The sequence below is a fragment of the Natronomonas sp. genome (genome assembly GCF_047616845.1).
Taxonomy (GTDB): domain Archaea; phylum Halobacteriota; class Halobacteria; order Halobacteriales; family Haloarculaceae; genus Natronomonas.
The window spans coordinates 1-24,479 of record NZ_JBLGBY010000016.1; the positions used below are offsets into that span (position 1 = coordinate 1).

29 protein-coding genes are annotated in these 24,479 nt (G+C 65.0%); 15 read left to right on the forward strand and 14 right to left on the reverse strand.

Features of this window, described 5'->3' with window-relative positions; all coding sequences use genetic code 11:
• A partial coding sequence (locus ACI8UR_RS05050; RefSeq protein ID WP_415087616.1) for a DUF5788 family protein occupies window positions 1–203 on the reverse strand: 203 nt, incomplete at its 3' end.
• A 133-nt stretch (window positions 204–336) separates the two neighbouring features.
• Here ACI8UR_RS05050 and ACI8UR_RS05055 point away from each other — a divergent pair.
• The 6 genes from ACI8UR_RS05055 to ACI8UR_RS05080 are packed head-to-tail and all read left to right on the forward strand — an operon-like array spanning window position 337 to window position 4,596.
• Entirely contained in the window at window positions 337–1,275 is a 939-nt protein-coding gene (locus tag ACI8UR_RS05055; RefSeq protein ID WP_415087617.1) for a rhomboid family intramembrane serine protease, read from the forward strand.
• 1 nt (window position 1,276) lies between these two features.
• A complete protein-coding gene (locus tag ACI8UR_RS05060) occupies window positions 1,277–2,014 on the forward strand; it encodes an endonuclease V (RefSeq protein WP_415087618.1) in 738 nt (245 codons plus the stop codon).
• A 49-nt stretch (window positions 2,015–2,063) separates the two neighbouring features.
• Window positions 2,064–2,891 carry an SDR family oxidoreductase gene (locus ACI8UR_RS05065; protein ID WP_415087619.1) on the forward strand — a complete coding sequence of 276 codons (828 nt, stop codon included), beginning with the start codon at window positions 2,064–2,066 and terminating at the stop codon, window positions 2,889–2,891.
• 3 nt (window positions 2,892–2,894) lie between these two features.
• Complete coding sequence (locus ACI8UR_RS05070) at window positions 2,895–4,223, forward strand: glycerate kinase type-2 family protein (protein WP_415087620.1); 1,329 nt, start codon at window positions 2,895–2,897, stop codon at window positions 4,221–4,223.
• Between the two features lie 7 nt (window positions 4,224–4,230).
• A complete protein-coding gene (locus tag ACI8UR_RS05075; RefSeq protein WP_411714374.1) occupies window positions 4,231–4,401 on the forward strand; it encodes a hypothetical protein in 171 nt (56 codons plus the stop codon).
• Window positions 4,402–4,437: 36 nt separating this feature from the next.
• Window positions 4,438–4,596: a hypothetical protein gene (locus ACI8UR_RS05080; RefSeq protein ID WP_411714373.1), complete on the forward strand. Its 159-nt coding sequence runs from the start codon at window positions 4,438–4,440 to the stop codon at window positions 4,594–4,596.
• Here the strand turns inward: ACI8UR_RS05080 and ACI8UR_RS05085 are convergent.
• Both ACI8UR_RS05085 and ACI8UR_RS05090 read right to left on the reverse strand, forming a co-directional pair.
• Complete coding sequence (locus tag ACI8UR_RS05085; RefSeq protein WP_411714372.1) at window positions 4,593–5,708, reverse strand: ArsA family ATPase; 1,116 nt, start codon at window positions 5,706–5,708, stop codon at window positions 4,593–4,595. The genes ACI8UR_RS05080 and ACI8UR_RS05085 overlap by 4 nt on opposite strands.
• Window positions 5,709–5,885: 177 nt before the next feature.
• Window positions 5,886–6,992, reverse strand: coding sequence for a pyridoxal phosphate-dependent aminotransferase (locus tag ACI8UR_RS05090; RefSeq protein ID WP_411714377.1), 1,107 nt, complete (start codon window positions 6,990–6,992; stop codon window positions 5,886–5,888).
• A gap of 85 nt (window positions 6,993–7,077) precedes the next feature.
• Here ACI8UR_RS05090 and ACI8UR_RS05095 point away from each other — a divergent pair, with 85 nt between their 5' ends.
• Window positions 7,078–7,572, forward strand: coding sequence for a CinA family protein (locus ACI8UR_RS05095; protein WP_411714371.1), 495 nt, complete (start codon window positions 7,078–7,080; stop codon window positions 7,570–7,572).
• 48 nt (window positions 7,573–7,620) lie between these two features.
• Window positions 7,621–8,109 carry a metal-dependent hydrolase gene (locus ACI8UR_RS05100; RefSeq protein WP_411714370.1) on the forward strand — a complete coding sequence of 163 codons (489 nt, stop codon included), beginning with the start codon at window positions 7,621–7,623 and terminating at the stop codon, window positions 8,107–8,109.
• Here the strand turns inward: ACI8UR_RS05100 and ACI8UR_RS05105 are convergent.
• Window positions 8,106–8,861, reverse strand: a complete 756-nt coding sequence (locus ACI8UR_RS05105) for a PHP domain-containing protein (RefSeq protein ID WP_411714369.1) — start codon at window positions 8,859–8,861, stop codon at window positions 8,106–8,108. The genes ACI8UR_RS05100 and ACI8UR_RS05105 overlap by 4 nt on opposite strands.
• Window positions 8,862–8,941: 80 nt before the next feature.
• Here ACI8UR_RS05105 and ACI8UR_RS05110 point away from each other — a divergent pair, with 80 nt between their 5' ends.
• Entirely contained in the window at window positions 8,942–9,250 is a 309-nt protein-coding gene (locus tag ACI8UR_RS05110) for a hypothetical protein (RefSeq protein WP_411714368.1), read from the forward strand.
• 6 nt (window positions 9,251–9,256) lie between these two features.
• Here the strand turns inward: ACI8UR_RS05110 and ACI8UR_RS05115 are convergent, their stop codons facing one another.
• From ACI8UR_RS05115 to ACI8UR_RS05130, 4 genes are all read right to left on the reverse strand, one after another.
• Entirely contained in the window at window positions 9,257–9,694 is a 438-nt protein-coding gene (locus tag ACI8UR_RS05115) for a transcription elongation factor Spt5 (RefSeq protein ID WP_411714367.1), read from the reverse strand.
• Window positions 9,694–9,867: a protein translocase SEC61 complex subunit gamma gene (locus ACI8UR_RS05120; protein WP_411714366.1), complete on the reverse strand. Its 174-nt coding sequence runs from the start codon at window positions 9,865–9,867 to the stop codon at window positions 9,694–9,696. Before ACI8UR_RS05120 ends, ACI8UR_RS05115 begins: the two co-directional genes overlap by 1 nt.
• Before the next feature lie 56 nt (window positions 9,868–9,923).
• Window positions 9,924–11,105 (reverse strand): cell division protein FtsZ, encoded by a 1,182-nt coding sequence (gene ftsZ, locus ACI8UR_RS05125; RefSeq protein ID WP_411714365.1) that lies wholly within the window; start codon window positions 11,103–11,105, stop codon window positions 9,924–9,926.
• A 137-nt stretch (window positions 11,106–11,242) separates the two neighbouring features.
• Window positions 11,243–12,565 carry a D-aminoacyl-tRNA deacylase gene (locus ACI8UR_RS05130; protein WP_411714364.1) on the reverse strand — a complete coding sequence of 441 codons (1,323 nt, stop codon included), beginning with the start codon at window positions 12,563–12,565 and terminating at the stop codon, window positions 11,243–11,245.
• A gap of 141 nt (window positions 12,566–12,706) precedes the next feature.
• Between ACI8UR_RS05130 and ACI8UR_RS05135 the strand changes: the two genes are divergently transcribed.
• On the forward strand, window positions 12,707–13,075 hold the full coding sequence (locus ACI8UR_RS05135; protein ID WP_411714376.1) for a DoxX-like family protein: 369 nt from the start codon (window positions 12,707–12,709) through the stop codon (window positions 13,073–13,075).
• Window positions 13,076–13,299: 224 nt separating this feature from the next.
• Here ACI8UR_RS05135 and ACI8UR_RS05140 read toward each other — a convergent pair whose 3' ends face one another.
• The gene (locus tag ACI8UR_RS05140; protein ID WP_415087622.1) at window positions 13,300–13,479 is read right to left on the reverse strand and encodes a hypothetical protein; all 180 of its coding nucleotides are present in this window, start codon (window positions 13,477–13,479) and stop codon (window positions 13,300–13,302) included.
• A gap of 29 nt (window positions 13,480–13,508) precedes the next feature.
• Here ACI8UR_RS05140 and ACI8UR_RS05145 point away from each other — a divergent pair, with 29 nt between their 5' ends.
• Window positions 13,509–13,844 (forward strand): hypothetical protein, encoded by a 336-nt coding sequence (locus ACI8UR_RS05145; protein WP_411714363.1) that lies wholly within the window; start codon window positions 13,509–13,511, stop codon window positions 13,842–13,844.
• A 10-nt stretch (window positions 13,845–13,854) separates the two neighbouring features.
• On the opposite strand, the gene ACI8UR_RS05150 is transcribed toward ACI8UR_RS05145, so the two are convergent.
• The 5 genes from ACI8UR_RS05150 to cas6 are packed head-to-tail and all read right to left on the reverse strand — an operon-like array spanning window position 13,855 to window position 21,330.
• Entirely contained in the window at window positions 13,855–16,443 is a 2,589-nt protein-coding gene (locus ACI8UR_RS05150) for a DEAD/DEAH box helicase (RefSeq protein WP_411714362.1), read from the reverse strand.
• Between the two features lie 10 nt (window positions 16,444–16,453).
• Complete coding sequence (cas5b, locus tag ACI8UR_RS05155; RefSeq protein WP_411714361.1) at window positions 16,454–17,275, reverse strand: type I-B CRISPR-associated protein Cas5b; 822 nt, start codon at window positions 17,273–17,275, stop codon at window positions 16,454–16,456.
• A 24-nt stretch (window positions 17,276–17,299) separates the two neighbouring features.
• Window positions 17,300–18,334 (reverse strand): type I-B CRISPR-associated protein Cas7/Csh2, encoded by a 1,035-nt coding sequence (gene cas7b / locus ACI8UR_RS05160; RefSeq protein WP_411714360.1) that lies wholly within the window; start codon window positions 18,332–18,334, stop codon window positions 17,300–17,302.
• A 31-nt stretch (window positions 18,335–18,365) separates the two neighbouring features.
• A complete protein-coding gene (locus ACI8UR_RS05165; RefSeq protein ID WP_411714359.1) occupies window positions 18,366–20,576 on the reverse strand; it encodes a TM1802 family CRISPR-associated protein in 2,211 nt (736 codons plus the stop codon).
• Window positions 20,569–21,330: a CRISPR-associated endoribonuclease Cas6 gene (gene cas6 / locus ACI8UR_RS05170; protein ID WP_411714358.1), complete on the reverse strand. Its 762-nt coding sequence runs from the start codon at window positions 21,328–21,330 to the stop codon at window positions 20,569–20,571. Before cas6 ends, ACI8UR_RS05165 begins: the two co-directional genes overlap by 8 nt.
• A 188-nt stretch (window positions 21,331–21,518) precedes the next feature.
• Here cas6 and ACI8UR_RS05175 point away from each other — a divergent pair, with 188 nt between their 5' ends.
• From ACI8UR_RS05175 to ACI8UR_RS05190, 4 genes are all read left to right on the forward strand, one after another.
• Window positions 21,519–22,547, forward strand: a complete 1,029-nt coding sequence (locus ACI8UR_RS05175; RefSeq protein WP_411714357.1) for a hypothetical protein — start codon at window positions 21,519–21,521, stop codon at window positions 22,545–22,547.
• Window positions 22,548–22,709: 162 nt separating this feature from the next.
• On the forward strand, window positions 22,710–22,850 hold the full coding sequence (locus ACI8UR_RS05180) for a hypothetical protein (protein ID WP_411714356.1): 141 nt from the start codon (window positions 22,710–22,712) through the stop codon (window positions 22,848–22,850).
• Between the two features lie 283 nt (window positions 22,851–23,133).
• The gene (locus ACI8UR_RS05185) at window positions 23,134–23,928 is read left to right on the forward strand and encodes a shikimate dehydrogenase (protein ID WP_411714355.1); all 795 of its coding nucleotides are present in this window, start codon (window positions 23,134–23,136) and stop codon (window positions 23,926–23,928) included.
• Between the two features lie 64 nt (window positions 23,929–23,992).
• The gene (locus tag ACI8UR_RS05190) at window positions 23,993–24,472 is read left to right on the forward strand and encodes a helix-hairpin-helix domain-containing protein (RefSeq protein WP_411714354.1); all 480 of its coding nucleotides are present in this window, start codon (window positions 23,993–23,995) and stop codon (window positions 24,470–24,472) included.
• Window positions 24,473–24,479 lie beyond the last annotated feature (7 nt).

Below are 24,479 nucleotides of genomic sequence, written 5' to 3' on the forward strand. Positions count from 1 at the left end.
TCGCGGCGGAGGTTCCGCTTTGCCTGCTCGACGCGGTCGCGTTCGCCCGGTGGCACCGACTCCCGGCGCTTGACCTCGAAGACGAACTCCTGCAGTTCGACCGCCTCGCCCTGCACCTCGATGCGGTCGGGAATCTCGACGCCGAGCGTCGAACTCTCCCGGTCGATGCGTTCGAGGAGTTGTTTGCGCTGATACTCCTGCACACCTGTACGTCCGTGTCGGAGCGGCAAATAAGAATCGACGGGACGGCCGTTCGGGTCGGCTCGGGCGGCCGAACGAGCCGTCGGGGCACGGTATATCCAAACGTCTTTGCCCACCGCCCGGCTACAGCGAGTAATGGCGAAGTGTGACGTGTGCGGCACACACGTGGATATGCCGTACAACTGCCGGCATTGTGGCGGCACCTACTGCAGCGAGCATCGGCTTCCGGAGAACCACGCCTGCCCCGGCCTGGAGAACTGGAACGACCCGGACGGCGTCTTCGACAGCGGCTTCGACGCCACCGTCGAATCCTCCGCCGGCTCACAGAGCGCGCTCGACCGCATCGGCATCGACACCGGCGCTGGCGGCATCCTCGGCTACTTCCGGAACAACGTCACCTACCTCTTCCTTGCGATTTCGGTCGTCGTGTTCGCAGGCCAGTTTCTCATCGCGCCGCTGCTGGGGATTCGACCGGTCAGCGGCGTCGACCCCGGAACCACCACCTGGGGGCAGATATTCACGCTGACGACGACCAACCCCGAATACGTCTGGACGTGGGTCATCTCGGTGTTCTCACACGGCAGTCCGACGCATCTGCTGTTCAACGCCATCGCGCTGTACTTCTTCGGCCCCATCGTCGAGCGCCAGGTCGGCTCGAAGAAGTTCACCGCGCTCTTCCTCGTAAGCGGCATGGCCGCCGGCTTAGGCCAGGTCGGCCTCGGCCTCGTTCTCGGCGAGCAGGTGGCCGTTCTCGGCGCCTCCGGCGCCATCATGGCCATCATGGGCGTGCTCACCATTACCGCGCCCGACCTGAAGGTGCTCCTGTTCTTCTTCATCCCGATGTCGATCCGGACGCTGACCATCCTCTTTGCGGCCTTCTCGGTCTTCGCGGTCGCAACGCAGGCGGGCGGCAACGGCATCTTCAGCGGCGTCGCTCACTTCGCACACCTCACGGGGCTTTTCATCGGCCTCTGGTACGGCCGCCGCGTGAAAGACCGGGTCGGACGCGGCCCGAAACAGCTGAACCTCGGCCCCGGTGGCGGGGGCGGGGGCCCCGGACGCGGCCGCTTCTGAGATGGAGGTGCTCGAAGAGCGGTTCCTGCCGGACGGGTCGCTGTCACACGAGGAGATGGAGGCGATGCAACACGACATCGCCGAGACGGCCGTCTTCGCCGACGCCGTCGAGTTCGACACCGAGGACATCAGTTCGGGCGGGGCCATCGTCGCCGGCGTCGACCAGGCGTTCCTCGACGACCGGGCAGTCTCGGCCGTCGTCGTCCTCCGGGGCGACGAGGTCATCGCCCGCGCCAGCGCCGTGACGCCGCTTTCGATACCGTACATCCCGGGCCTGCTCGCGTTTCGCGAGGGCGAACCCATCGTCGCGGCCCTGGAGACGCTCGATGTGACCCCCGACTTGCTCGTCTTCGACGGCAGCGGACGCATCCACTTTCGGGAGGCCGGCATCGCGACGCACATCGGCGTCCTCTTCGACGTGCCGGCGGTCGGCGTCGCAAAGAGCCTGCTCTGTGGGACGCCCCGAGAGTCGGTCGACGCCCTTGCCGAGGGCGAACGTGTTGCCATCGAAGCCGACGATTTGATGACATCGCCGAACGGCGAGGTCGTCGGCTACGCCCACCAGAGCCGCCAGTATCCGAACTCGATGAAGATCAACCCCCTGTACGTCTCTGCTGGCCATCAGCTCTCCTCGGCGACGGCCGTCGACTGCGTCGAAGCCTGCGGCGGCGAGTACAAGCTCCCGCGCCCGACGCGGCTGGCCGACGCCTATGCCGACGAATTGAAGACCGACCTGTAGGGTCGGTTCGTACATCAACGCCTAACTACCGCCCCGCCGACCGGCCGGTATGAGCAATCGGACAGTTCTCATCACCGGCTGTTCGTCGGGCATCGGCCGCACGACGGCGCACGCCTTCCTCGAGGAGGAGTGGCGCGTATACGCGACGGCACGAAACCCCGCCGACATCCAGAAACTGGGCGAGGCGGGCTGTGACATCGGCACGCTCGACGTGACCGACCCCGACGATGTCGAGCGGGTCGTCGACCGCATCATCGAAGAGGAGGGCCGCATCGACGCTCTCGTGAACAACGCCGGCTACGGCCAGCACGGCCCCATCGAGGACGTCGACGACGACCGCTTCGAAACGCAGTTCGCCGTCAACGTGTTCGGCCCGCACCGGCTCATCCGGGAGGTGCTGCCACACATGCGCGAACGGGAGCACGGCACCATCGTCAACGTCTCGTCGGTGGCCGGCCGCCTCGCAGCACCGGGCATGGGCCCGTACTCGGCCTCGAAACACGCCATTGAGGGGTACAGCGACTCCCTGCGGCGGGAGGTCGCACCGTTCGGTATCGACGTCAGCGTCGTCCAGCCCGGCCCAGTCGAAACGAGCTTCCGGGAGCGCGTCGACAGCGAACTGGGCCGACTCGACCGCACCGAGGCCTACGACGCCCTCTATGAGTTCCAGGAGGACGCCTCGCTGTTCGGTGCCGACAGCCCCATCGCCGTCCCGCCCGCCGAAGTCGCCGAAGCCATCGTCGAGGCCGCTGTCAGTCCCGACCCCGCGCCACGCTACGTCGTCGGTCGCGTCGCACAGCTTCTCATCTACGCCAGCTACCTCCCCGACCGTCTGAGCGACAGCGTGTTCAAACTCGTCCGGAAGTTCACATCGTAGGTCGTGTTCCGGAACCGCGCATCGCGTTCGAAAACGCCCGCCCACGAACTCGCCCTCGACTGTCTGCAGGCGGGTATCGAGGCGGCGAACCCGCGGCGAGCCGTCGAGCGACACTGCACTCTCGCCGGCGACACCCTTCGCATCCGAACCGCCGAGTACGACCTCTCGGCGTACGACAAGATACTCGTTCTCGGCGGCGGGAAGGCGGCCGACGACCTCGCGGCGGCACTCGAAACGCTTCTCGGCGACCGCCTGACGGACGGTGTCGTCGTCACACACGAGCAGACAGCCGACCCCGACCGCGTGGCCGTCCGGGAGGGCGAACACCCGACGCCGGCCGACGGCAGCGTTTCGGGTGCAACGGCCGTCCTCGAACGCGCCGCGGCGGCCGACGCGGAGACGCTCGTCCTCGCGGCGATTACGGGCGGCGGCAGCGCGCTGCTCTGTGCGCCTGTTCCGTCGCTGTCCGTCGACGACCTCGGGGCGGTCACCGACGGCTTGCTCGACGCCGGCGCAGCGATAGACGAGGTGAACGCTGTCCGCCGTGCCTGTTCCGAGATCAAGGGCGGTGGCTTCGCCGAGGCGGCTGCTCCGGCCACCGTCGTCGGCCTGCTGGTCAGCGACGTCATCGGTGACGACCCCGCTGTTATCGCAAGCGGGGCGACAGTCCCCATCGACACCGATCCCGAGCGCGCGCTCGCGGTGCTCGACCGCTACGGCGTGAGCGCGCCGAACGTCCGAGCGTGGCTTCGTGACGACGACCCCCATTCGGCGCCCGATATCGCCGTCGACAACCACGTCATCGCCTCGGGCCGCGACGCGGTCGAGGCTGCCCGCGATGTCGCCGCAGAGCACGGCTATGACACCTGTATTCTTTCGACGCACATCGACGGCGAGGCGAGCGAGGCGGGCCGCGTTCACGCTGCAATCGCGACGGAAATCAGCGAGGCAGGCGACCCGATTTCCCCGCCCGCAGTGGTGCTGTCAGGCGGCGAGACGACGGTGCAGGTAACCGGTGACGGATGCGGCGGGCCGAACCTCGAGTTCGCGCTCGCGGGAGCGCTCGACCTCCCCGACGGCGCCGTGCTCGGCGCTCTCGACACCGACGGCAGCGACGGGAGCATCGACGCCGCTGGCGCGCTCGTCGACGGTGCGACGGTCACGGATGCCGACATCGAGGCCGCACGAACCGCTCTCGAAGCGAACGATAGCTACCCGTTTCTCGATGGCCGAGATGCGCTTCTCCGAACCGGCCCGACCGGAACGAACGTCAACGACCTCCGGGTCGTGGTTGTCCAGGGCCAACACAATTTTGTCTCAGGGCGTCGGTAGAGCGCACGTGGAACCCCGTCACGTCGCCGTTATCGGACTGCATCTACTCGTCGCACTCCTGTTCGTCGGCGTCGCAGTTCGTAACGCGCTGCTCGGCAACGTCGCCGGCGCCGTCATGCAGGGCGTCCTCGGCGTGCTCGTCGTCATTCTCGGTGTCGGCATCGCCCGCGCCGTGTAGCGACGCGTCTTTCCGATGGCGCGCCGAGTGTCGGCTATGAACCGGACGACACTGCTGAAAACAGGGGGCATCGTGGTCGGCTTCTTCCTGCTCGGTCAGGCCGCACGGAGCGTCGTCGCCGGCCAGCTCCTCATCGGCGGTCTCGGCGCGTTCATCGGTATCGTCGTGCTACTCGCTGCGCTCCGACTGGATTAGTCGAGACACGCCGATACGACGCCCAGCATGGTCTCGCCGTGCACCGGCTCGGCGAACAGCGGGACGCGTTTCACGTCCCGGCCGCGGAACAGCGACTGGGCGCGCTGGAGCGCCTCCCGCTGGACTTCCCAGCGCCGCCGGCAGAACTCACAGTGTTCCGTGTCTGGGGCGACGAACCACTCCTCGTCGAAGCCGGTGACGTCCGCGAGGTCTTCGCTGACCCGGTTGACGACGACCGTCCCGACGGGGATGCCGAACTCCTCCAGTCGTCCGACGAGCCGTTCGCTCTCGACGACGCTCATCTCTTCGGGCACCATCACGACGCGGAAATCCGTCTGAGACGGGTCACGCAGCGCGGCCCGAAGTCGCTCGATTTTCTCCGAGAGCTCCCGGAGGTCGTCGACACCCTGCTCCATCTCATCGTCGTCGCCACCGCCGAAGAGCCCGCCGAGGCTGCCCATCATCCCCGACATCTTCTCGCGGAAGGCCATCAGCCGGCCGACCATCGAATCCATCACGTCCGGCAGCTCGAGCAGCCGGAGCGTGTGGCCGGTCGGCGCCGTGTCGACGACGACGCGGTCGAAACGCGGGTCGTCGAGATACTCCAGTAGCAACTGCATCGCGGCCGCCTCGTCGGCACCCGGCATGGCGCCGCCTGCGAGGGGGTGGCCACCGCCGCCGAGCAGTTCTTCGAGGCCGCCCATTCCCATGTCGCCCGCACCGCCCATCCCGCCGGCACCCATGTCGCCGTCGGTGCCGGCTGCTCCCGCACCCGGGCCGGCCTCCGATTCGTCGATGTCGGGCGCGAACGGCCCATCGGCTGCCGCTTCGGGGTCGATTTCGACGCCGTACAGCGGGATGTCCTCTCTCAGCCGCCCCGGCTCCGCCGGAACGTCCGTCTCCAGCGTATCCGAAAGCGAGTGAGCGGGGTCGGTCGAAACCACGAGCGTCGCCGTGCCGTCGCGGGCGCTCGCAAGGCCCGTCGCCGCCGCACAGGTCGTCTTTCCGACGCCGCCTTTCCCGCCGTAGAGGACGTACTCCGGCGCGTCGACGCCCGTCGGCACCTCGGCTTCGTCAACTGACTCGACCGGCTCGACGGTGAGTTCGCTCATATCCGACGTGGGTCGTCGCGGCTTGTGTACCCGTCGATAGGCCTGGCCCGATGGTTCAAATACCAGGCCGTGACCAGAGGGCGTGGACGCCGTCGGCCGGAGCCTGCCGCTTCGCCGACCGCGGACACCGACCGAGCGGGTGTCCGTGAGTCCGGCTACGCCCGCGAGGGCCGCGCCCTACGAAAAGAACTCCGCGAGCCGGTCGGCTGCTTCGTCAGCCCGTGGTGTCACCAGCGCAAAGCGGAGCCAGTCGGCCCGTGATTCGCCGAATGCGTCGCCGGGCATCCCCGCAACGCCCGCCTCGTCGATGAGCCGCTCGGTGTTCGCGAGCGTCCCGGGGTAGCCGTCGAACCGCGCCATCACGTAGAAACTTCCGCGTGGGCGCGTGTACTCGGCGCCGGCCTCGTCGAGCGCGGCACAGAACGCGTCGATGCGCTCATCGAGCAGCTGTCGGTTGCGCTCGTAATACTCCGCGGGCGTCTCCCGGAGCGCCTTCAGCACCGCGTACTGTCCGGGCCGGGAGCCGGCGACGTTGACGAGCATGTGCCGCGTCCGAACCACGTCCATCAGCCACTCGGGGACGATGGCGTAACCGACGCGGAAGCCGGTGATAGCCATCGATTTCGAGAAGGCGTTCGTGACGACGGCCCGCTCGGAGTCGAACGCCAGCGCGCTGGCGAAGGCGCCGTCGTCGTAGACGAAGTGGTCGTACACCTCATCGGAGACGAGCAGCGCGTCGTGCGCCTCGGCGATAGCGACCAGCTCACGCTTCGTCCCTCGGCCGTACACGCCCCCAGTCGGGTTGTTCGGGGAGTTGATGACGATAGCTGCGGTGTCGTCGCTGGCGGCCGCCCGAACGGCATCGGGGTCGAGGGTGCCGTCCGGATTCGCGGCGACGAACTGCGGCGTCGCATCGAGCATCTCCGTCCGTTTGTGGTAGTACGGATAGACGGGGTCGGTCAGGAGTATCTCCTCGCCGTCGAGTGCCTTCAGTGCGCAGGCCATCGCGAGGTAGTTCGCCTCACCAGCGCCGTTGGTGATGATGACGCGCTCGACATCGACACCACGCCTGGCAGCGATCTCCTCGCGTAACTCCCGCAGGCCTTCGCTCGGTGGGTACTGGAAGTCGTCGACGTCGGCGCCAGCGTACTCACGGAGGCCGTCCCGAAGCGCCTCCGGGGCCTCCCAGTCGGGGTTCCCCGACACCATGCCGACGACATCCCGCTCCGCGTCGGACGCGTACTCCATGAGATGGAAGAACAGCGGCCGCTCGTAGTCGTCCATACCACGTTTCGGAGCGGCGGCTACGTCGGTGTATCGCTTCCGTGCGGCGGTCGGTTTGAAAAGCGTCGCACCCGTCTCTCCGAACATGGCAATCGAAGAACGAGTCGGCAAACTGCTCGGTGACCGCGAGGAATTCGTCGCGACGGCGGAATCGTGTACCGGTGGCCTCATCGGCTCGCTCATCACCGACGTTCCCGGCTCCAGCGACTACTTCGACCGCTCGCTCGTCATCTACAGCTACGACGCTAAACTGCAGGAGTTGGGCGTCCATCGCGAGACGCTGGATTCGGAGGGGGCGGTCAGCGAACCCGTCGCCCGCCAGATGGCCCGTGGCGTTCGCGACGACGCTGGCGTGACCTGGGGCGTCTCCACGACCGGCATCGCAGGGCCGACCGGCGGCACCGATGAGAAGCCGGTCGGGACAGTGTATATCGGCGTCGCACACGCTGCCGAATGGGGCAGTGGCGATTCGTGGTGTACGGTCGACCGATACGTCTTCGACGGGTCACGAACCGAAATCAAGCGGCAAATCGCCGAGCAGGCGCTGGAAGACCTCGTCGCAGCCGTCGAGTCGACCTGACGGCGTCGGCGAGTAGTCTTTAGTGAACCCCGGTCGTCCGTCCGCTCGATGAATAAAGAGGGCCACGTCCTCAACGCGGTACTGCTCGGTATCGGCCTCGGCTTCATTCTGGAGCCGTCGGGTACACTTGACACGCTTCGCGCCGTCGTCGCCGTCACCATTCCGGTGACGCTCGGGGCGTTGTTCCCCGACGTCGACACCGCGTTCGGCAAACACCGGAAAACCCTGCACAGCATCCCGGTGTTGGCGTTGTTTCTCGCGTTCCCCATCGTCTTCGGCAACCTCCAGTACGTCTGGATAGGCATCCTAACCCATTACGTGCTCGACGTGCTGGGCAGCACCCGTGGCATCGCCCTGTTCTACCCGCTGTCGGGGTCGGAATTCGGCTTCCCCTCGGGCGTCACGACGTCGAGTAAGTTCGCGAACGTCGTCACCATCGTCGTAACGGCCATCGAGCTGGCCGTGGCTGCGGCCATCGTGTACGTCCTGCCGCAGTATGTCGATATCGCGAGCCTCACCGGACAGCTACCAGTCTAATAGATGCTGACGCCGTCGAACCGCCCGCCGTAGGCGATGTGGTTCGGATGGGTCGGCTCGGTGCCGGAGAGGAACAGCCGGTCAACCTTCTCCCAGGTGTTCTCGTAGAAGAGGTGGCTGAACTCCGCTGCACAGCGCAGGCGGTGTTGGACGCCATCACGGTGATACACCGTCCGCGGGGCGCCGTCTTTCAGCGCGGTGACGAGGTCATCGACGGTCTTGAAGCGCTCCTCGAAGCTCGTCCAGACCTCACCGACCGTTCCCGGAAGATGGGCGTACGAGGAGCCGAACTCGGGCAGGTCGAACTCCCCTGCGAGTTCACGGGCGCGGTCGTTGTGATGCTGCCAATGCTTCGGATTGTACACTTCGATCCCGTGGATGCGGTCGTGGTGGGCCCGCAGGTCGTGGGCTTCGAGACTCACCGTCGCGAACTCCGGATGCGGCGCGAGAACGGCCGCCCCCTGCCGTTCGAACTCGGCCATCGCGCCCTCAAGCGAGATGAAGTCGGGCACCGGCTCCGAGAGGCCGACTGCGAGTACGTGTTTGCGGTTCCGCCAGTCGCCGGTGAACACCTCCCGGCCGGGGACGACGAGGAGGTCGTCGTCGCTGAACCGCTCGGCACGGGCTTCGATGTCCGGCAGGCGCGTGAAATGCGGGGCGTACACGAGCGCGTCGAGGTCACGCTGTTTCGCGCGCTCGACCACCTGCCCGTCGAGCACCTTCACGTGTGCGTCGACGCGGAACTCGTCCATACATCGGCTATCGCTCCGCCCCCGTTATCCGTTCCGATTCGGCGCGAACGCTTTTACCCCGCCGCCGCAACCGAACGGCTATGTGGGAGTGTGCTATCGCAGGGTGTGAACACAGCACCGAAGACGTCGAGGAGCTTCTTGTCCATCAGGCGGAGGCCCACGACCGACACCAGTGTGCCATCTGTGGAACCGTGCTACCGGACGGCTACTTCGCCATCAGACACGCCTTCTCGGAGCATTCCCGTGCGGAGTATCTCCGGAACTACGAGGCCGACACTGACGACATCCGCCTCAGGGAGAAGGTGCTCAAAGAGATCGAAGCGGAGGCAGATATCGAAGCGGTCGTCCAGCGGCTCGGCAGCAATCCGACGGAGAAATCAAACGCGTAGCGGCTGCTATCGCTCTTCGGAGTCCAGCACGCGGATCTGGTCGCCCCGAACCGTCACCGGAATCGGAACCGTCGCCTCGTACAGCTCGACCGTCACCTGGTCTTTCCCTTCGTCGATGCGCTGTACCTGTGCCTTCTCGCCTTTGAACGGCCCGGCGATGAGCTCGACGATGTCGCCCTCCGCGATGCCTTCCACGTCCGGTTTCGGGCTGAGGAAATGCTCGACCTCGGCGATAGAGGACTCGCCGGGAACGAAACTCCGGGCGTGGGGGATGTCTTCGAGTGCACGCTCGATGGCGGCCGAGCCGTCGGCTTCGACCATCACGTAGCTGGTGAGTGAATCCGGCGCCAGCGCGGCGTGGATGTCATCTTCCTCACGGGTGATGATCATGTCTGCGACGGTACGCTCCTGACTTGCGGTGGTTTTGACGGCGTAAACTGGCATCACGAACCCCCCGGGATGAAGGTCATGACGGCGAAGATGAGAAAGCCCATGAGGCCAACGAGCAGGATGCCGAGTCCGGCGATGGTCGACACCTTCGAGAACTCGTCCCAGGACGGCGTACTTGCGAGTTTGAGTACGCGGATGTAGGACGTGAGGTCGGTCGGCGTGTTCATACTCCTCAGTTCCGTCTCAGGGGTTTTCTACCTGTTGGTTGAAAAGGGCGGCCGCGTTACTCCACGTAGTCGATATCGTCGCCGGATTCGGCGACTTCGCGCTCCTCTTCGGCCTCGCTTTTGCCGTATATCTGCGGACTTTCGACGCCGGTGACGACGATCATCGTCTCCATTTTGCCGTCGAACTCCTTGTCGACGGAGGCGCCCCAGATGATGCGGGCGTCGGGGTCGATGCGGTCGTAAATCTCCTCGACGACGCCTTCCGCCTCCTCGATGGACATGTCGGGGCCACCGACCACGTTGACGAGGGCGCTGTTGGCGCCGTCGAACTCGACGTCGAGAAGCGGCGACCGAAGCGCAGAGCGGATGGAGTCCTGGGCCTTGTTCTCCGAATCGCTCTCTCCGAGACCGATCATGGCGACGCCGCCGTTTTCCATGATGGTCTTCACGTCGGCGAAGTCGACGTTGACCAGGCCTGGCTTCGTAATCAGTTCGGTCATGCCCTTGACCGACCGCATGAGGACGCGGTCACAGATTTTGAAGGCATCCTGCAGCGGCATGTTCGGTGCGTAATCGAGGAGCCGGTCGTTCGGGATGACGATGACGGTGTCAGCGACGGCTCGGAGCCGTTCGAGGCCGGCATCGGCGTTGGCACGGCGGCGCTCGCCTTCCGCCGTGAACGGAATCGTGACGATAGCGATGGTCAGGGCATCTTGGTCTTGGGCGGCCTGGGCGACGACGGGCGCCGACCCGGTGCCGGTACCGCCGCCGAGGCCGGCCGTGATGAACACCATATCAGAGTCGTCGATAGAGTTCGTGATGTCCTCGATGTTTTCCTGGGCGGCCTCCTCGCCGATTTTGGGCACGGAGCCTGCGCCGCGGCCGCCGGTTCGCTGGCGGCCGATGAGGATTTTCTCGTCGGCGTCGACCTCGGTTGCGAGGTGCTGGGCGTCGGTGTTCGCGGCGACGAGCTTCGCGCCGTGGATGCCGGCCTCGGCCATCCGGGTGACGGTGTTCCCGCCCGCGCCGCCACAGCCGACGACGGTGATCTTCGTTTCGAGGTCTTTGACGACGCTCGCCAGTTCCTCGTCGGTCATCGTTCCCGACCCTTTCACGTCTGCGTCGGTGGCAGTACCGCCGTCTGTGGCGCCATTACCATCGGTGGACGCCGGCTCCCCAGCCGGCGCTTCCCCATCCTCTTCGGCTTCGCCGATAGCGTCCTCGATAATCGAGTCCATTATGCCTGCCGATGTTGCGCACGCGGATAAAGTATCTTTCCCCGTGTCTGACGCACGGCATACGGTTTCCGGTCGTTTCAGCCGTCGATTCGCAGATCCGAGATAAACCATAAACCACGATATAAAAACAGCCCCGTTCAGAACGGGAAGCGACGCTCGCGCGCGCTCCGCACGTCGTCGGGCGTGACGGTCTCGCCGCGCACCTCGACGGACTCGCCGGCCGAGAGCCTGCCGAAGGCTGGGCCTTCCTCGACGCCCGCCTCGCGAGCCAGGTCGGGGTCGAACGCCTCGCGGCGAGCGACGACCGCCTCGTCGCCGACCTCGACGGTGTCGTATTTCGCTTCCAGCACGGCAGCGAGGTCGTTGACGATGTCCCGGTAGTCGCCGGCCGATGCCAGCGCGACCCGGTCGCCGACGAGCGAGGCGCCTTCAAGGGTTTCGTAGGCCAGCACGTCGGCGGCGATGGCGTCGGCGGCGTCACTGTTGATGCCGTTCGCCTCCTCCAGCAGCTCCTCGGGGGCTTCCTCAACGACGAACCCACCCTCGTGTTCCGTGGCGGGGTCGCCGAACCGGAGGCCTTCATCGACGGTCGACAGTTCGCCTTCGAGCTGTTCGACGAGTTCGAGATCGACGCCCGTCGTCTCACGGAGCCATGTTTCGGAGACGGTCTCGAAGCCGAGTTCGTCGATGACACCTCCGAGGTCGGGATGGCCGCCATCGATGAGGGCGTACTTCGTCCCGCTCGCACGGAACGCCTTGGTGAGTACCGCCCACGAGTCGGTCGGGTCGCCCATCTCTTCGAGCGCCCAGTTGGCGGCGATGTGGCCGACGCCCCAGTCGGTCTCCGTTAGGATGCGGTCGAATCGGGGGGCGTAGTGGTTACCGCCGAAGCCGACGACGGCCCGGTCTGCGGTCGGATTGACGCCTCGGAGGTCGAGAATCGACCGCGCGACAGCCTCGGCGCCTGCCGGGTCGGCCCACTGCTCTTCGTCGCTGCCCAACTCGACGAAAAGCGACGGACAGCCCACGGTACTCGGGCCGTGGTGGGTGCATTCGACGCCGGTGTCGTAGCGGTCGGGGGCATGGTCGTCGAAGGCGTGTCGAACCACCTTGAGTGCGTTCGGTGCGGCCCGTGCGAGCGACCCCTCGCCACCCCCGTATTCGGCCGGCCCGAAGTTCCCGGTCGCGTGGGCGGTCAAGAGTGGGCCGGTATCCCCGGAGTGCCGGGAGGCGAATACGAGCATCTCCGGGTCGTCGAAGGCAGCCGCGACGCCGTCGAGGTGTAGATGCAGGTCATCGAACGTCCGCAGTTCGATGCCGTCCGTCCGGTAGTAGGTGCCGCCACCCTTGCCGTCGGCGCGAGTGTCGTCTTCGTGTTCCGTCCACGAGGCCAGTTCCAGCAGGTGTTCGCCAACGTGCTCCGAGGCAGAATCCGCCCGAGAGACGACGACCGCTAACATACCCGATTCTGTGCTCGCGGCGTCAAAGCCCCTCCGATACGGCGAGACGAAAGGATGAGGGAGCTGAATCCGGTATATGGTTCCGTGCAAGACGGACTCGAACGCGGCCTCGAATGGCTGAAACGCCCGCTACTATACGTGATGGGCGTCAGCTACGCCGTCGCGGGCGTGTTACATTTCGTCGTCCCGGAGCTGTACGCACAGATCATTCCGCCGTTCCTCCCTTTCCCGCTGGTGCTGGTGTACCTCTCGGGCATCGCCGAGATGGCACTCGGAATCGGGGTCATGGTACCGCGAACGCGCCGGCTCGCCGCTTGGGGGCTCATCGCGCTCTTGCTCGCCATCTTCCCTGCGAACATCTACATGGCAACCAACGGCGTGGTCGTCGAGGGCGCCGGAATGGTTCTCGACCCCTCGCCTGCCGAACGGTGGGGGCGACTCCCGTTGCAGGGCGTGCTCATGCTCTGGGCGTGGTGGTACACGCGCTCGCCGCCGGCCGACTCCTTATAAAGCCGTCACCGCTGGCCGCTCCTTGCCTCGAATCGATGGGCGGCGTCTTTTCGTTCACCGCGGCCAGTCCCGAATTTCACAAATTATGCAGCGCACGCTCCCTGCCTCGCCACGATAACTCGATAACTTGACGAGGGGAGAAGACACGACGATTCGAAGCCGCAGAACCTATCGAGATTCCGAACTTCGACCACGGTATTCGAGAAGCCTTGACCCACGAGGGTTCACCTGTAACACGCGGCGACAGAGTGGATGCTCACAATCGAGATCAACGGCGAATCACTGACATCACCGAGATTCTCGAGGCCAACCACTTTCTCCACGTTGAGACCGATGCCGTGGACGTTCTCGCCGTGTAGGCGATGAACGACTGCGAGACTCCCCGGCAACGCTACATCGGCCAAATCCCACCGCCCTCGAAACCCATCCAGAGTTGGTCGAAGAGAACACGGCCGTTGCCGGCGACTTCAACTGGAACATTACGTGGGACGAGTCACCGAACAGTCAGCTCTGTGGCGACTTCGGCGATGTGCGCGGGATATTAAACGAGATCGGACTGTGCAGCGCGTACCACGCGATGCGTGGTAACGTGTTTGGTGACGAGACAGAGGCGACGTTCTACATGCACAAGAAGGAGGAACGGCCCTACCACATCGACTACGCGTTCGTGCCCCAACGGCAGATTGAATCAGATGTGGAGGTCACAGTTGGCAGGTACGACGACTGGATCGACGCAAGCGATCACGTACCGCTGTTGGTGACGATCTAAGACCGGTCGCTCATCGAACGCCGAACGCGGGGTGATAGGACGCATCGCGGGCGTCCACCAGCAGGTACCGCGAGTTACCGACAGTGGCCTTGTCCGTCCACGTGTCGGGGTCGGTGTTGACCTGCGCCCCCGGATGTCTCCCCATGTCGCCCGCGTCCAGACCGCCGCCGAGCAGGTCACCTCGCTCCTCGTCGGTGAGGCAGGCGACCACGTCCTCGTAGTCCTCGATCTCGTCGATCATATGTTCGCCCTCCAGTTCGGACATCGACGCCGAGAAGAGGGCCTTGGCGAGCCGCTCATCGCCGGGATCCAGCTCCCTCTCGAACAGCGACTCGTAGAACTCGCCTACGGTGTCGGAGACCATTGTCGACTCGTCGATACAGCCATCCACTTCGTGTCGCCGCAAGACGTGCCCGGTCTCTCGGAGAAGCGGAAGAGCATTGCCGCCATCGCCGCCGTGAATCACCAACGAGGGAATGGCGTTGCCGTCCTCGGGCTCGGCGAGCCGCCAGACGACCACGTCGCCGGTCTCGCCGCCGAATGAGCGGTTGCACCGCCCGCCGGATTGGACGATGTTGGGTATGGGCGCGTAGTCGCGGAACACGGTGTCGAAGCTCACGTCCACGCCTGCCTCGACGACGCTCGTGGAGACGAGGACGACCGACTCGTCGCTGTCGAGGAGCGGGACGGTGTCGTCCTCGTCGCCCGCCTCGTCGTCGTAGAGTGTGTCGATGAGCAGCTTGCGGTCGTCGGGGCGCACGTCGCCAGAGAGGAACGCGTAGACGGTGGCGGCGTCCTGCTCGGCCACGGCGTCGAGTGCGAGGCGCCGAAGTTCGACGGGGCTCGGCAACTCGCCGGTCTCGTCCACATAGTCGTGGAGGAGGCGGCCAAGTTCGACCGGTGCGTTCTCTGCCACACTCTCCATCGGCGTGACGTACTGGTAGAGTTCTTCGGCGCTCGCCCGCGTGTTACAGACGGCGAGGACGTCCCGTCCATCTCCTGCTGCCTCGGCCATCCGACCACCCGCGGTGGGGTAGTCAAGCGTCGTGTACTCGTCACCCAGATCCGTCCGGACGGTGTCGTGCAGTCGGTAGGTGACTCTGGGGTGATCGGCGAGAAAGTCCGTGTACTGGTCGGTCTCGTCGGTGAGTTCTCGCGTGTCGAGTTCGTCGGAACCGTACTCGACGAGGCCGGGCTGCGTGGCCGTCATCAGGATCACGGTGACGTCGTAGGTGTCGACGAGCAGCTCGACAAGCGCCGGGACAATCTGCCACCAGTCTTCGGGGATTGCCTGTGGCTCGTCGATCACGACGACGGATTCGCGGAGGGACGGCACGCGGGTCGCCTGCCGCGCGGTCGGGGCGGCGAGCGATTCGAAGAGTTGGACGGTGGTGGTGAGGGTGAGGCCGCTCAGCCACGACTCCGCGTGCAGGGCACCCGGCGAGCGACCGATGTCGGCATCGGTGTAGTGGTCGCCGAGTCCGGTGTAGGTGTTCGAGAGGTGGTGATGGAGGGTGAACGCCCGGCTGTACGGGCTGACGCCGAAGACAGACTGAATCTCGCTCGCGGTCTGGTCGAGGATGCTCGTGTACGGGAGGACGTACACCAGTCGACTGTCGTTGATATCGGCCGCCCGGAGGCCAGCCGAGAGCCCGGCGTACGTCTTGCCGAATCCGGTCGGAAGTGTGATCAGTCCGACATCGTCGGACTCGACGAGAGCCTCGACGTTCTCTGTCGCGTTCCGTCTAGCTCGGTCGCGGAGACAGTTGAGATCCGCCAGCACGCCCTCTCCCTCGTCGAGGTCGTCGACGTGCCGGTCGATGGCTTCTCGGTCGGGGAGCGTCCCGCCGAGGTCGCGGTCTTCGATCCCGCTCGCAGCGGTCTGATCGGCGAACTTGAGTGCCGTCCAGAGCCGAACCACGTCTCCGTAGTAGCCAGATCCGGGGGCTCCATTACTCATCCGGGCGAAGTACACCAGATGGTCGTGGGCGTCGTCGACTGGTTCCGTACGGTCGTCGTGCCACTCGCGGAAGTCTTCCCACGATCCTTCTCCGCCGTTCGCCGCGCGGATGATGCGGTCAGCCCGTTCGGGTACCTCGTCGCCGATGTCGTCGAACTGCTCGCCGACGCGCTCGTACGTCTCTTGGACTTCGACGGTGGTTCGACCGTAGCTCCCCGCCAACTTGGACGGCTCCGGTGGCGACCGCGTGTCGTGGTGGCCCGCGACTACGAGCGTGGCCACCTCGGCCGCGTGATCGCCGACCTCGTCGCGGCACTCCAGTAGACAGTACAGGGTGACGAGAGCACTCGGGAAGGCGTGGTACCGATACTCGTCGGAGTGCTGGAAGGGCTGGTCGCGGAGGTGCTTCTGTGCCCAGCGGGTCAGCTTGGCGAAGTCATGGGTGAGACCGATCACTTTCGCGACCGGCTCTGCCGGCGTGCCGTCGGCCAGCGTCTGCCCGCGGCAGGCCTCAACCATCCGGTCGGCCACCGTCCGGAGGTGTCCATCGTCGTCGAACCGGCCTCCTTCGCCGATGAGGAGCGTTGGCTCGCCGTCGTCGGTCTTGGCCGGGTGCGAGATGTACTGCTCGAAGGTCATGGTTCGCGTGTCAGTAGAAGACGACTTCGTGGTCGCCGACCGCGTGCGTCCGCGACGCGTCTACCGGGAGGCGGTCGTCGCCAGTCGCGTACGTTATGTTGCCGAATTCGGTAGTCCGCCGCCCACCGTCGATCATCTCCATGGAGAGCGGTGCCCGCTCGCGCTTGACCGTGACGCCGGGTCTGGGAACGACCGCGCAGTCGTCGTACGTGGCGGAGTCGACGGCGTCCGTGGTGGCGGATTCGACCGTATGAGTGTCCACGTTTCGGATATCGGCTATGCACTCGGAGAGGCCGAGTGCCGGCGAGTAATGGTACCGGGAAGCCTCGAGACGTTCCCGCAGTTCGTCGTGGACGTCCTCGTCGGCGAGAGCGACGTAGATGCGATATACTGGATCGACGAGCATCTCGTAGGTGTCGCGCTGCCGGTCGTACCTCACGTAAGACTCGGGCGTCAGCATCTCTGTCGACTTCGTGTAGTGCTTCTCTTCTGGGAGGTACTGGATGGCGTCGTCGGCCTTAGTGTTGACCGTCGTGACCCCCATCGTGTACGTGTGGGGCAGCCTCTTCGGGACAACCGCGAGCGCGGACGACGACGGCGAGAACAGGTCGTAGTAGCTGTCGCGGGGCATCCCCATGATCCCCGCGAGCAGGCCAGCGACGGTCGTCCGCGGCGGGACGCAGTAGCTGGGCTTGGCGCTGTTGTTGCCCACCTTCCGGAAGTGGGCGAAGTCGGCGGTCACGTCGAATCCGATGCAGGTGTTGGGGACGAACCAAGCGGTCGGCGAATCGCCGCCATCGGACGCGTAGTCGGTGAGGTCTTGTTGCGTCATATGTGGAGAGGTGAGGCGGCGGTGTCAGTTCGTGTACCGCTCGTACACGTCGTAGGCGTCGACCGAGCCGTCGCCGAGAGCGTCCTCGAGGGCGGCGTAGAAGGCCTCGCGGTCGCCCGTCTCGCCGTCGGGGAGCGCGAAGTCCACCGCGCTGTCGGCGGTGACGTGGACAGTTTCGACCCGGGCCTCGTTGTCGGCGAGCGCGGTCACGAGTTCCGCGACGTCGAGGTGGAAGTCATCCGTCCCCCGGAGCTCGTCCTCGGGCAGGTCGCTGGCCACGCCGATGCGATCGTTGAGCCGGCCGATTTCGAACCCATCTCGCTCGTACTCGACGCGGACGTAGAGGCGGGGCTGCTGTCCCGCCTTCGACCGCGTGACGGTCTGGTTCTTCAGTGCTCGCCAGCAGAGCGTATCGAGCCGCTCGACGTCCTCTTCGGTGAGGCGGGTGTCGGCTGCGGCGTTGTCGTTGATTCTGCCGCCGAACCCGATGACGCCGTAGCTGATGCGGTTGTCCGTGGCGAACGTGCCCTGATCCTTCTTGCCATCCTCCTCGTCGTCGTCCTCATTTGCGATGACGGTGGCGAGCTGCTTGGACTCGGTGTTGCGGGCGACCTCGTGGTAGCTGCGGCCGTGGTTGAACTGCACCGGCCCCTCGAACTGGTCGGGGAGATCTTCGGCCAGCTCCGTGTCCAGCGAGATGGTGGCCCCGAAGTACCGGACGTCTGCGGCGGTCTCCACGAACGCCTCGAGGAGTTCTTCAGGCTCGGCCTCGTCAGTGCTGACGCCCATCTCCTCCTCGACGGCGTCGTACATCTCCTCGCGGGTCAGCACGTCGTCGTTCGGGTTGGCGATCAGCACGACGTGGCCGTCCTCCACGAGCTGGTCGCGGAGGTACCGCTTGAGCCGCACGTCGGTGACGACGCACTGCCCGGTAACGGGGTCGATGCGCGGCTCGTTGTCGGCGGTGAGTGGGTCGCCGTTGGGGTTGGTGTCCTTGGCGTCGATTACGAAGGCGATTTCGGAGCGGTTCTGGATCGTATCGTCGTCAGTGTCAGTCATCGTTGGTGTTGTGTCTGGTTGATCGGAGGGGTCAGTCGTCAGTCTGTGCCTCGGCTGCTGCCGCTTCGGCCTCGTCCTCGTCTGCGTCGTCGAGCGTGGTGTCGTTCTTGCCGTACGTGAGGCCGAGACCGTAGTGCATCCGGAGGTCGTCGGTCGAGAGCGACCACTCCTCCGGAATCCGTCGGTTCACGATGTCGTTCAGCCGCGTGATGTAGCGGTCGTTCATCAGCATCCCCGCGCTCTCATCGTTGTCCGAATAGTGGGCGTTCTTTTCCAGCACCTTGCCGAGCGTGGTGGAGATGCGCCGCCGCGTCATCGCGTCGATGGGATGCTGGCGGATGACGGTGCGGGAGATGCCGTTCCGGCTCTGGTAGGCGGCCACGCGGCCGATCAGAGCGCCGAGGAGGAACGCCGCGCGGCGCTCCTCATCCTCTGCGAGGGCGGAATGGCTGTCGATGAACTGTTCGAGTCGGTCGTCTCTGTCGCTGAAGTCGATCGTGTCGCTCATGGTTTCAGTGCTTGCTGGGATGGTTCGTGGGTCGTCCGATGAGGCGTCGCCGAGGACGCCCGCGCGGGCGAGTGCCTGCATCTGGACGTACTGGCGGGTGAGCAGCGACTCTGGCAGTTCGTTGCCGTCCTCGAACGCGCTGCGCTGTTCGCTGATCAGGCGGGTGACGTACTGTGTGAGGAGCCAGTCCGGATCGATCTGGCCGTCGGACGCGAGGGCGGTACTCGTCGCCTCCGCGCGGAGGTCGGTCGTGCCGTGGTCGTCTCTGTCTTCATCCGTGCTCTGGTGGCGGAAGGTGCTCTGGAAGTACCCCCCGGTGAGGACGCCGGTGACGACCGGTGCGTTCCTCCGCAGGTACTTGCTGCCCCGCTCGTCTCCGTCGTCCGTCAGCCGGCCGTAGGGTGGCGACGGGAACAGGGGCGGACTGTCGCCGTCGGGATCGACAAGGCCATCCTTCAGGACGTTTGTGTGTGCCCGCTTGATGGAGCGGATCCGATCCGAATCCACGCACGGCTCCTCCTCGATGAACTTGCGCTTGTTCCCCGGCGTGTAGGCGGCTACGTAGTGAATCTGGAGGTCGTCGTACAGCGGATTGACGGGATCGGTGGCCGCGTCCTTGATGACGCCGACGACCGCCCCGCTGTTGTCGGCGGCGTCCATTGCCAACTCGTACAGCGCGACCGCCTGCTCGACCGTCGGCTCGGGGACGTACGGGACGTAGTACGCCGCCGTGTCCTCGCCGAGAATCTGGACGAAGTTCTCCAGTAGCGGCACGCTCCCCGACGACACGGCGAACGCGGCCTCGGTGGTGAGCGGGCGCTGCTGCCAGCTCTCGTCAACCACGAGGTTGGGGAACTTCTCGGCCATCTTCCCCTTGTACCGCTGTAGCGGGGAGTCACTCAACCCGAACACCTCGCCGGTGTCTCCGGTTATGAGTCCCCAACCGTCGCCGGACGCGTCGTCAGCCTCGGAGTACGACCGCATCCGCTTTTCGATCCATCTGTAGCGCATCGCTTCGTTCAGCACCTCCACCTCGCCCGGATAGACGTATCCGTCGGTGCCAGGGAGATTCAGGCGCACGGAGAGGACGCCGCTGAACTCGTCTCCGAAGCTCTTGCGGATGGCATCCACGACACCGTCCTCGATGCTGGCCATCAACTCGCCGTCTTCTCCGACATCTCTGAGGCCTTCGAGGATCCATCCGTCGTCGTGATCACCGGCCACGTCGGCGACGGAGTCGGACGCCGCCCAGCGGTCGAACAGCTGTTTGGCGTACTTCTCACACTTCTCTCTTGTCTCCTCGCGCGTCAAGGATAGACCCGAGACATCATGTGCCAAGGACATATTGTGACCGGCCGCCCGACTGCCTTGTCGGCTGAATCCGACGCGGAGCATCTTCTCGTGATCGAGCGACTCGGCGACGAACGGGGACACGTCGTCGTCCGGCCGCTCGTCCAACTCGCCGGCCTCGCCGAGAGTCGGACTGTCGCCCGTGAGGTCGACGAGAACGCTAAACAGACCGACCTCCTGCTCGTAGTAACCGGAGCGCGACTCGTGGGTCATCCGCTCGACGTACCGGTCGTCGATCGGCACGTCGTACTGCTTCGCCGTGTTCAGCGCGTGGAGCTTCCCGTAGAGATACGCGATGTCGTACAGCGATGCCATCGGACGGTCAAGGAGAATTTCCTCGATGTCGTCCACGTCCTCGCTGGCGTCGAGAGCGATCTCACTCATCGTCTTCCTGTCGCTTGTTGAGAAAGCCGAAGCCGAGTGGCGTCCGGCGGCCGATGCCGACGTCCAAGGCGAGGTTGAGGTGCCGGCGGTGGTGGTCGTCGCGGACGCGGTACGGGAACCGCCACTTCGACACCAGCACTGTCCACTCCACATCACTCGACAGCTGGACGTCGAGCCAGAGCTTCTTGATCATCTCATACGACTCGAACAGCGGCGCGTCGACCTCCTTCGGCCCCGGGTCGCCATTCGGCATAAACCGGTCGTGGTTGCGCTGGAGCTGCGTCTCCACGTGGTCGAAGAACGCCTCCATCCCGTGTTCCGGCCGCCAAAACGTCTCGTCGTCGTGCGCTTCGGGGTCGTCGAGGTACTGCGGCGGCGTGACAGCATATACGCCGGTCGCGGTCTCGAGGATGCCCTCCGCGCCCGGCGGACCGACATCGGGATCAAGCGCCCGCGTGTCCGTCACGTGGAACGGCATCGACCCCGCGTGTACCTCGTGGTTTTCGAGAAGGTCGGCGACGATGTGCGCCAACTGCTCCTCGCGGGGAGAGGCGACCAGCAATTGGCGCTCGTCGCCCTCCGCCAGATCACCCCATGGGAAGGGGTTGGAGAACGAGAACCCGGGTGTCTCCGCGCCGTGTTCGTCGTACGGAGTGTCGCGGAGTGCATCCCAAAGGCGCGTCCGGAGCCGGCCGTGGTACTCCGGGTCGTAGGCCGCGTCCATCTCTGCCTCTAAGTCGATTAGCACTCTCATCGCATCACTTCCATCACCACAGCGCCTCTACCACAGTATAAGGGTGAAAGGGGCAGCCTGTTGCTCCCCGAGGTTTCGGGCAGGTGAGAGAACACAGCTCCAATCCACATCCCACTATTGTAATGCTTGGGTATAGAGGTTATAAGACGCCGAATGAGAGCAAAACGCGTTTTACGCGTCCCCGACATATGGGAGTGAACGGCAGCGGCAGAAACATCGGAAACAACACCCCGACGCCCGAGAGCCAGAGCCACGACCACTCGACTGTATGGCGGATGACGACCTTCCCGACCCCCCACGACATCGAGACCGCCCTCGTCAGGGTCTACCTCTTCCACCAACTTCCCGGAAACGCCATCGACGCCATCCTCGACCGGATGGAAGAAAACCCCGATGAGGCCGCTGCCTTCGGCTTCGAGGACATCCCGGACACGCACGGGGCGGGCGACGTGCCCGACCAGTCACGGCTGTCACGCGCGAAGGACGGCGACCGCCTCGATCCCGCCGAGTGCGAGAACAACAAGCCACACGGCGATACATTCAGCCACCACCCGAACAGGCTCCACCCCACCAACTTCGTCCGGATGCACGATAGGCTGGTCGAACAGATCTTCGGGAAGCTCAAGAAGTTCGTCGAGTCCGACCGTCCGGCGAAGATCGGCGTCGACGGCACCGAGATACCCCTTCCGGGAGACCGCGAGAAGAGCGACCCCGTCGTCGAAGATATCGGCGAGACGTCCAGGGAACTCTCGGACGACGCGACCGGGCAGTTCGTCCACGGCGTGCAGGACGAGGACAGCGACGCGAAGTGCTACAAGTTCATCACGCTGAACATCGTCGGCCAACGCTTTCGGATTCCACTCGTGGTGCGTTCGGTTGCAAAAGGGGTTCCCCGAGTCGTCCTCGTTCGCGAGCTATACTGGCGGGCACGGGAGATCCTGTCCATCGAGGAGGCGTATCTCGACGCGGAGTTCTACAGCGCGGGCGTGCTGTGGTCGCTCAACGAGACTCCATCGAAGTACGTGATGTCTGCCCCGAAGCGTGACAGGCTCAAGCGATTCGAGAAGCGTATGGACGATGACGTGTCAAGCAAGATCACGGTGTCTTCGGCCGGTCGAAGGACTTGGCAAGACCTACGAGACGAACATCGTGGCGATGCCCAGCAACCAGAACCCGGACAAGACTGCGATGTTCGCGACGAACAAGGACGTACGTGACGAGATCGGTCTTGACCGTGGGCCGTAGCGGCGATGGAAGAGTACAGCAAGCGGGGTGAACAGGAGAAGTGCTACGAGATCGTGAAGATGTTCCTCGCGCCGACGCAGTCTAAGAACCTCTGACTGCACCTGTTCTACTTCTGCTTCGCGTGCGTGGCTGCGATGTGGAAGCTGGCAGACTTCCGCGCAAAGAAGGACTTGGGTATCCCACTGGTAGGCGAGAAGGGACGGACGACGGACTCGGTAGTCGAGTCCGAGGAGTTCCTCGATACTGTTGAGGACTTCTTCCTTGAGCCGGGATAGCCGGTCTCTTCGTTCGGGTCAGCGAGGCCGGTAGCGGCGGTTCTCTTTTCTGAGCGAAAATTGAGAGATCGGTCACGTCAGACGACTTCTCAAAAACTCAGGTATTTTACGAGTGGATGAGTTGTGAACCGAACTCGATAGTTTCAGGAACGTCATAAAGAGGGTGGAACTGGGCGATCTAGCCGTAAATTCGGAATCGCCATTCACCGCGATTTCTTATCGCTGTATACGATTTATGCCGACTTCGGGAACGCTTTTGCCCGAGGCCGGAGTCGGGCCGGATATGCAGGTTTACGGCCTCATCGGCGACCCGGTTGGGCATTCGGTGTCGCCACCGATGCACGAGGCGGCCTACGAGCAACTCGATATCGACGCCCGCTACGTGACGTTCGAACCCTCCGAGCAGTCGCTCGGCATGGCGCTTGACGGTGCGAGCGCGCTCGGCATCCGGGGGCTGAACGTCACCATCCCGTTCAAGGAATCGGTGCTCCCGTTCGTCGATGCCGACCCACTCGCAGAGCGCATCGGAGCGGTGAACACCATCGATTTCTCCGGTGAGCCGACGGGCCACAACACCGACGCCGCGGGCGTCACGCGCGCCTTCGACCATCACGGGGTGTCGCTTTCCGGCACCGCTGTCATCGTCGGGGCCGGTGGCGCTGGACGGGCGGCCGCCTTCGCGCTCGCCGACGAGGGGATGACAGTCCACATCGCAAACCGAACGGTGTCGCGAGCGGGGTCGCTGGCCGAGGATGTCCCTTCGGCGACGGCACACGGCCTCGATGACCTGGACTCGCTGCTTTCGGACGCCGACGTGCTCGTCAATGCCACGAGCGTCGGCATGGAGTCCGACGAGACGCCCGTTCCGAAATCAGCGCTTCATTCCGACCTCGCGGTGTTGGATGCCGTCTACAAGCCACTGGAGACCAGACTGCTTCGGGACGCCGACGCGGTCGGAGCGACGACCATCGACGGCGCTTGGATGCTGTTGTTTCAGGGCGTGGAGGCGTTCGAACTCTGGACGGGCCGCGAAGCACCGGTCGAAACGATGAATTCAGCTCTCCGGGCGGCGCTGTGAGACGCTCGCGGTTGTTGTCGCGGTTGGCCGGGTTTAAGTAGAAGCCGATTCTCCCATCGGTTATATGAGTGTATTCAAGATGATCCGAGCCGTATTCGGCCTCGAAAGCTCCGAAAGCAAATCGGAGACGGAAGTCGAAGTCGAACGAGAGCAGGACGACGAGGAGATTCAAGAGGAATCCGCCGCCGCAGGCACCGACGCGTCGGCCTCGACCGGTTCGATGACCGAGGAGCCGCCGCGCGACGAGGAAATTGCGACCGAACCCGCCGAGAGCGGCACCGATGTGAGCAACCACAGCGGCACCGACAACGTGGCCGCGGAACCGGCCGAAGCCGCCGGCCCTGTTCCCGAAGAGCCCGAGGACGGGCACGTCCCTATCGAGAACGTCAGCGGTATCGGCCCCGCCTACGCGAAACGTCTCAACGAAGCCGGCATCGAGACGGTCAACAACCTCCTTGACGTCGACCCGGAAGAGCTTGCGGGTCGCACCGAGCTCTCCGAGAAGCGGATCACCCGCTGGCAGGAGCGCGCCGAAGAGGTATAGACCGCAA

Excerpts from the sequence above, each read along its gene's own strand:
- ACI8UR_RS05190 (WP_411714354.1), top strand. The coding sequence starts at position 23,993 with ATGAGTGTATTCAAGATGATCCGAGCCGTATTCGGCCTCGAAAGCTCC.
- ACI8UR_RS05105 (WP_411714369.1), bottom strand. The coding sequence starts at position 8,861 with ATGGACGAGTTCCGCGTCGACGCACACGTGAAGGTGCTCGACGGGCAG.
- ACI8UR_RS05135 (WP_411714376.1), top strand. The coding sequence starts at position 12,707 with ATGGGCGTCAGCTACGCCGTCGCGGGCGTGTTACATTTCGTCGTCCCG.
- cas6 (WP_411714358.1), bottom strand. The coding sequence starts at position 21,330 with ATGAGAGTGCTAATCGACTTAGAGGCAGAGATGGACGCGGCCTACGAC.
- ACI8UR_RS05120 (WP_411714366.1), bottom strand. The coding sequence starts at position 9,867 with ATGAACACGCCGACCGACCTCACGTCCTACATCCGCGTACTCAAACTC.
- ACI8UR_RS05085 (WP_411714372.1), bottom strand. The coding sequence starts at position 5,708 with ATGAGCGAACTCACCGTCGAGCCGGTCGAGTCAGTTGACGAAGCCGAG.
- ACI8UR_RS05055 (WP_415087617.1), top strand. The coding sequence starts at position 337 with ATGGCGAAGTGTGACGTGTGCGGCACACACGTGGATATGCCGTACAAC.
- ACI8UR_RS05060 (WP_415087618.1), top strand. The coding sequence starts at position 1,277 with ATGGAGGTGCTCGAAGAGCGGTTCCTGCCGGACGGGTCGCTGTCACAC.
- cas7b (WP_411714360.1), bottom strand. The coding sequence starts at position 18,334 with ATGACTGACACTGACGACGATACGATCCAGAACCGCTCCGAAATCGCC.
- ACI8UR_RS05185 (WP_411714355.1), top strand. The coding sequence starts at position 23,134 with ATGCAGGTTTACGGCCTCATCGGCGACCCGGTTGGGCATTCGGTGTCG.
- ACI8UR_RS05095 (WP_411714371.1), top strand. The coding sequence starts at position 7,078 with ATGGCAATCGAAGAACGAGTCGGCAAACTGCTCGGTGACCGCGAGGAA.
- ACI8UR_RS05130 (WP_411714364.1), bottom strand. The coding sequence starts at position 12,565 with ATGTTAGCGGTCGTCGTCTCTCGGGCGGATTCTGCCTCGGAGCACGTT.
- ftsZ (WP_411714365.1), bottom strand. The coding sequence starts at position 11,105 with ATGGACTCGATTATCGAGGACGCTATCGGCGAAGCCGAAGAGGATGGG.
- ACI8UR_RS05150 (WP_411714362.1), bottom strand. The coding sequence starts at position 16,443 with ATGACCTTCGAGCAGTACATCTCGCACCCGGCCAAGACCGACGACGGC.
- ACI8UR_RS05080 (WP_411714373.1), top strand. The coding sequence starts at position 4,438 with ATGAACCGGACGACACTGCTGAAAACAGGGGGCATCGTGGTCGGCTTC.
- ACI8UR_RS05175 (WP_411714357.1), top strand. The coding sequence starts at position 21,519 with ATGGGAGTGAACGGCAGCGGCAGAAACATCGGAAACAACACCCCGACG.
- cas5b (WP_411714361.1), bottom strand. The coding sequence starts at position 17,275 with ATGACGCAACAAGACCTCACCGACTACGCGTCCGATGGCGGCGATTCG.
- ACI8UR_RS05180 (WP_411714356.1), top strand. The coding sequence starts at position 22,710 with ATGTGGAAGCTGGCAGACTTCCGCGCAAAGAAGGACTTGGGTATCCCA.
- ACI8UR_RS05065 (WP_415087619.1), top strand. The coding sequence starts at position 2,064 with ATGAGCAATCGGACAGTTCTCATCACCGGCTGTTCGTCGGGCATCGGC.
- ACI8UR_RS05165 (WP_411714359.1), bottom strand. The coding sequence starts at position 20,576 with ATGAGTGAGATCGCTCTCGACGCCAGCGAGGACGTGGACGACATCGAG.
- ACI8UR_RS05110 (WP_411714368.1), top strand. The coding sequence starts at position 8,942 with ATGTGGGAGTGTGCTATCGCAGGGTGTGAACACAGCACCGAAGACGTC.
- ACI8UR_RS05090 (WP_411714377.1), bottom strand. The coding sequence starts at position 6,992 with ATGGACGACTACGAGCGGCCGCTGTTCTTCCATCTCATGGAGTACGCG.
- ACI8UR_RS05100 (WP_411714370.1), top strand. The coding sequence starts at position 7,621 with ATGAATAAAGAGGGCCACGTCCTCAACGCGGTACTGCTCGGTATCGGC.
- ACI8UR_RS05115 (WP_411714367.1), bottom strand. The coding sequence starts at position 9,694 with ATGCCAGTTTACGCCGTCAAAACCACCGCAAGTCAGGAGCGTACCGTC.